The organism is Acaricomes phytoseiuli DSM 14247 (assembly GCF_000376245.1).
Classification (GTDB): Bacteria; Actinomycetota; Actinomycetes; order Actinomycetales; family Micrococcaceae; genus Renibacterium; species Renibacterium phytoseiuli.
Genome location: NZ_AQXM01000016.1, coordinates 1 through 5,360, shown reverse-complemented (window position 1 = coordinate 5,360; position 5,360 = coordinate 1). Strand labels below are relative to the sequence as shown.

At 52.3% G+C, this 5,360-nt stretch carries 7 protein-coding genes; all 7 read left to right on the top strand.

Features of this window, described 5'->3' with window-relative positions:
• Nucleotides 1-126 precede the first annotated feature (126 nt).
• Nucleotides 127-312 (top strand): cypemycin family RiPP, encoded by a 186-nt coding sequence (locus tag C501_RS14900; protein WP_156807539.1) that lies wholly within the window; start codon nt 127-129, stop codon nt 310-312.
• A gap of 12 nt (nt 313-324) precedes the next feature.
• Nucleotides 325-1,155, top strand: a complete 831-nt coding sequence (locus tag C501_RS11890; protein ID WP_245532358.1) for a hypothetical protein — start codon at nt 325-327, stop codon at nt 1,153-1,155.
• Complete coding sequence (locus tag C501_RS11885) at nt 1,145-2,062, top strand: alpha/beta fold hydrolase (RefSeq protein ID WP_018133634.1); 918 nt, start codon at nt 1,145-1,147, stop codon at nt 2,060-2,062. Before C501_RS11890 ends, C501_RS11885 begins: the two co-directional genes overlap by 11 nt.
• A 62-nt stretch (nt 2,063-2,124) precedes the next feature.
• On the top strand, nt 2,125-2,652 hold the full coding sequence (locus tag C501_RS0100225; protein WP_156807538.1) for a hypothetical protein: 528 nt from the start codon (nt 2,125-2,127) through the stop codon (nt 2,650-2,652).
• Nucleotides 2,653-2,722: 70 nt separating this feature from the next.
• Nucleotides 2,723-3,379 carry an ABC transporter ATP-binding protein gene (locus C501_RS13735; protein WP_083906470.1) on the top strand — a complete coding sequence of 219 codons (657 nt, stop codon included), beginning with the start codon at nt 2,723-2,725 and terminating at the stop codon, nt 3,377-3,379.
• A gap of 410 nt (nt 3,380-3,789) precedes the next feature.
• Nucleotides 3,790-4,842 carry a hypothetical protein gene (locus tag C501_RS0100215; RefSeq protein WP_018133631.1) on the top strand — a complete coding sequence of 351 codons (1,053 nt, stop codon included), beginning with the start codon at nt 3,790-3,792 and terminating at the stop codon, nt 4,840-4,842.
• An 89-nt stretch (nt 4,843-4,931) separates the two neighbouring features.
• On the top strand, nt 4,932-5,330 hold the full coding sequence (locus C501_RS0100210; protein ID WP_018133630.1) for a hypothetical protein: 399 nt from the start codon (nt 4,932-4,934) through the stop codon (nt 5,328-5,330).
• The last annotated feature ends 30 nt before the right edge of the window (nt 5,331-5,360 follow it).

Genomic DNA, 5,360 nt, shown 5'->3' with positions numbered 1-5,360 from the left:
GAGATACATCCTTCCAGCGAGGACGAATCCTCACAGATCAGATGTCAACCAAACCCGGGGCAGACCCGGGTGACCTAAGATATATGTATCTGGACTGAGCAGTCCATAAATTAAGGAGGATTGAGTATGTACGCTGTAGGATCTAGTAATTTTTCTAGTCTTCAAGGGGCTGTGAACTTTGCGTTTTCGGATGTCCATCCTGGCTACATGGGATCTAACGACAGTCCTGTCATGACTACTCCTACGACTGCTCTTATAGCACCAGCTGCTGCGATGGCAGTGACGGGCAGCACTCTTTGCCTGGCTTGCTAAACGTAGCCGTTGATGAGTGAGGAGATCAACCTCGAGTTTGCGGGGGACATGGTTTATAAGACCATGTCCCCCGCAGCTTTCGGGCAACTTATTGGTTCCTTAGAAGTATTGACTCGACTGGATGACTACGGACCTCAGGGTATTCTCGTCGGAACTTCGCGAGCTCGACGAAGTAAGCTCCCTAAAAAATTTCATGACCTGCTGGATAGTAAAGAGGCTGTAGTCGTTCTGCAAGGTGTACATATCTGTGGTTCGTTGTTAATTCTTAGTGCAAGGAATTCTCGCTGGGCCCAGATTACCGGAGCTGCGCTATCCTTAGTGTCGAATCGGCTTTTTGAGTACCGGAACCCTTTTGGTCGCGATGGTGCTGATCAAATGTCGGGGATCATTTGGACGTACCGGATTCTGACAGCTTGCGTTCCCAACCAGGGCAGATCTGACGATCTTTTCTTGAGGGCTGTAAACCTTCAGGCTGCTACATCCTATGTTGCTGCCGGCGCGGCGAAAGCTATTTCCTCCACTTGGCTTTCTGGTAGAGCACTGGAGAAAATCGTTTCCACTGAGATCTACGGAAACACTGTGTTTTCTCGAATGATCAAGAAATACCCACTGCTGGGAAAAATCCTGAGTTGGTCCACTATAGTGTGGGAAGCCGGTTTCCCGGTGGTGTATGTACTGCCTCCAGAAGGGCGGACCGTCGCGTTGAGTCTAGTGAAGGCGTTCCACGCCGGCGTAGCTGCAACAATGGGATTACCCCGATTTTTCTGGGGCTTCTCCTCGGCTCATGGGGCAGTTGAGTATGTGGCCGACTCTGAACAGAGGAGGGTCGCAGGTGAAAATTGAACATTTTGTAGCTTTTTCTACGGCTTCGATTCTTGGCATCAGTGCAGTGGCGAATCTTATTCGTGGTGACGAGGAGTACACGCGAAGAACCGGTGACAGCGGCAACGACGTTTTTGTAACCGATTCAGGCGGCCGCATCGAGTATTCCCTGAGACCTCAGGATCGTCGCGGTCCTTTGCTTGTGCTAGAACACGGCCTTGGATCTCCGCTGGAGTCGTGGGATTGGGTTCAGTACCACGCACAGGGTGACTTTGACTGTCTACGGTACAACCGTTCAGGCATCGGCTTGTCCAACAGTAAACTTACCGGCGGCCAGGCGTTACACCAGCTATTGACTCAGATCCCTAGTATCAGCGATCGCCGGTTCACGCTGGTCACTCACTCGTTCGGCTCCATCATGGCTATTAACCTGCTGAAGAACTACCCATCATTGCGCAATCGCTGCGATGGGGTCATCTTCGTGGATGCAACCGATCCTGAGTTATGGGAAACCAGTCGCAACGACTCAGAAGCTGCCGGGTTTTATCGTCAAACCACAGCACAAGAAATCTTCTCCACGATCAGCGGAATGAGTCGTTGGGTTCCGTCTAAGATTGAGAAGGATGTCGAGTATCGGCCAGTTATTCAACGTTCTTATATCCAGACCTTAGGGAGCGTTCGCACGCTTCTAGGTGCTCAGCGAGAGTTCTTTGACACACCAGGGGTCAATATTTCAGAGTTCATAGCTTTAGGTCTTCGAACTTTGGTCGTTGCTGCTGCTGACAACGTTGATCAGCAACGTGCACTAGCCGAAAAGCTTGGGAGCGACTTTGATGTCATTGCAGGAAGCAGCCATCGTCGCATTCTTGGAGGAATCGATTGCGCTGCTGAGCTGACAGAGAAAATCAGGGATTGGGTTGTTCGGTAATGACATCACTGCGACAGGCAATTGAGAGTGTAGTAATGCCAGTACTTGGGGCTCATATCGTTATGACGATTCTGGAGAATTCTCCTGACGGGAAGATCGGTCTCGGGCGAAGAATCTCAGCATTTAGTCTCCTGCCGCAGTGGCGGTTCTTTGCCCCGAACCCCGGGATCGATAATTCGCATCTCTTTGCTCGAATTCGAGCCGATGGGCATGCCCGCTGGGAAGACTGGACCGAACTCCGGATCGACAATCCGCTTCGCTTGCACTCAGCGCTGTGGAACCCCGGAAGCCGGGCTCCTAAGGCTTTGTTTGACAGTATTCAGCAGATGAAAATCCTCGAAGGCTTCGGCGGGTCCTATGAGTGGGCGGTTCGAAGTATCGCTTATCAGGTCATCCGTCTGTACACCAAGGGGCGCCTTATTGATACAGCCCAAGCACAAGGTTCTCAGATTGCAGATAGTAGCGAGTTTCAGTTCATGCTGCTCACTTCACGTCCCGGCGAGATTGAATCGATTGAACCGGTGTTCGTCTCGGAGGTTTGCGAATTCGGGAAAGATTACCCGCTCAGCTTCGACACTAGAGCAGTCTAGGATCATATAGCCCGGACCTGCGAAAGTAGTGTTCCGTGATATTGAAATGTAGAGCAAATGCGGAAGGGCCATGATGGGTCAGGAACCAACACGAATCCCCGTTGAGCTGAATAGCTGTACGGTAAGAGTTGAGGGTAAAGACCTCCTGTCACCTGTCACACAGACCTTGAGTTCCGCAGCAACAACGGCAATTGTTGGTCCAAACGGAGTTGGGAAAACTACATTGCTGCGAACGCTCACTGGAGAGATCACCCCGACAGCAGGAAGCGTGAAGGTTTTCGGGGTAACTCCTTCATGGAGGTCTGGTGCGTTCCGCCAAGCAGTGTCAGTTGGTATTTCTGAGGCCCCGTTCGTCCCAGACCTCACTGCAGAAGAAAACCTCAAATTGGTGACCATGTCATGGTACGGGACAGATGATTATGCCAGCACTCCGCACAGTGAGCTTACAAATCACCTGAAGTTCGCGGGCTTTGGTGACCGCTTCCCCCACGAGCTCTCCTCGGGGCAGCGCCAAGTGCTCTCGTTATGTATGCGGTTGCTGAGACCGATGCGGTTACTTGTTCTGGACGAGCCAGAACAACGGTTGGATGAGGGGCGAGTCAAAGAACTTATCCAGGTCTTCTCCTTTCTCAATGATGTCGGCATCAGTGTTGTCATTACAACTCACAGCCCATTACTCGCCAGTGAGGCAGATCATAAACTGGTACTTTCTGGTGCAGAGACATGATTCGGGAGCAGACGGGAAGCCTACGGTCGGAGCAGTCTCTGTCGCTGTGGCGGAGCTGGCAGTATTATCGGATCGCTAAGTCCAGGGTATCCACCGGAACCCCTCAGACCTCAGGCGTTTACCTGCTGTACCTATCTGTCGTTCTGTTTGTAGTTATCGGTGCCCCGCTTGCGTCAGCACTGGTGGGATTTGTTCAGGTGCTATCGCCCGTTTTCGCCGGATGGAATGTCCTTGATAGAGGTCTTCCAGTTCTCCTAGCTGGAGCGTTCTTTTCAGTAACCTATCTTGGTTCTGTTATTGGCCCGGCCCGACCATTAGGTAGCTTTGCCAGGTTTCAACTAGAACTTCCTTTTTCCAGAGCTAGCGTGTTGTGGCCTGGCGTTGCAGTCTGCAACACCTTTGCTCTAGCCATGGCGATCATGACCGCACTCGTAGGTGCTTCGAACCTCACTACAGAATCGATTAATCTTCTAGGTCTCGCCTTGGGGAGTGCGGCTCTCGTGAAACTTCTCACCACGCACTGGCTGTGGGGGCAATGCCAGGGTGGTTATCGTCGTTGGGTCCTCCCGGCAATCACTTCCGCCGCTATCCTGCTCGGCCATTGGATCGTAATTTCCTCAGGGTTGGACTGGACACTAGAGCTTTTGGCTTCGAACTTTGCAGCCATGGTATTGGCAACTCTGATCCTGGTTCTCTGTGCCGTCGATGTATGGATTCTGCATAGCTGCGATATCCATGTCATGATCCACCGTTCACAGCAGAGCAGTGCCTCGTATGCGTTCCTCTACACGGGAAACTTCCTCGACGCAGCAGCTTCTCTGAAAGCTACCCCTACGGTTTTGCGCCGCCTTCCAGTTTTGACGTACTCTTTTGGGTTCTCGCTGCTCGCTAGGTTGCTAAGGACACCAGCACGTTCAGCGATCGGCATCTTGTGGCTGACCGTGCTCATCGTGTTGTTCACAGTACTATCGCAACTTACTGCTGATCCTGTCACCGGAACTTTCCTGCTCCTAGGGTTCTACAGCGCTTCCGGGATTTTTTTTGATGTGTCCCGCAGCGAGATCGAATCTGGCGGATCTATCTCTCCTTTCGCGGAGTCGACCTCAAGACGGCTCTTTAGATCATTTCTTCCGGCCGCGATCTTCCTGCTGATTTTCAGCATCGCTATCCCATTTCTGAGTAGCCTGAGCCCTCTACCTATGGTCTTTCCATTACTGCTAGCACTCAGTGCCCGCCTCTACCAACTATCTAAAGCTCGACAAGACGGAACGGATACTATGGTGGGCCTGGGCGGCGAAATGGGCGCCTTCTTACTAGTATGGAAAGCAATCGACTCTTACGCTTATTTTTGTGCTCTTGCTTTGATCTACCTCCAGGGAGGTCCCACGCTCGTCCTGATAGCCCTGCTTTTCTGCGGGCTACTTGCCTGGCGGGGGATCGTCAAGATCCAACGCATCGGATGATGCCTCAGGGCCTACGGGTCTGCCCAGGTCAGACCCGTAGTAGCTGCCTTTGATGCGTGAGGGTCTGCCTGCTCAGGAGGGTGAGAGTTATGCTCTACGTTGTATTGGGAATCTGCGTGGGTGTCATCTTCGCCGCTTCCAGAGTCCCTAAAACACAGTGGGGCACTTCTATCGTCGGAATCGTGCTACTAGTGCTGACACTCTTCGGGTTCCAAGAAATGAAACCAATCGGCTTCACTGAAACCCTGCTGTTCACGTTCAGTGTCATTATCAGTACACCTCTTTACGCGGGGGTGTTATGGAAACAAGAAAACCTTGACCCCTCGGTGACGGTATGGGGCTGGGTCTGGCGAGACTTCATCCGCCCCAGCTTCGCCCGAGACCTCTACAAACAACAGAACACCGACACTGACAAGAAGGACCAGATCAACCTTTGGGTCTGCCCCGGGGTGGGTCTGCCCCGGGTTTGGTTGACATCTGATCTGTGAGGATTCGTCCTCGCTGGAAGGATGTATCTC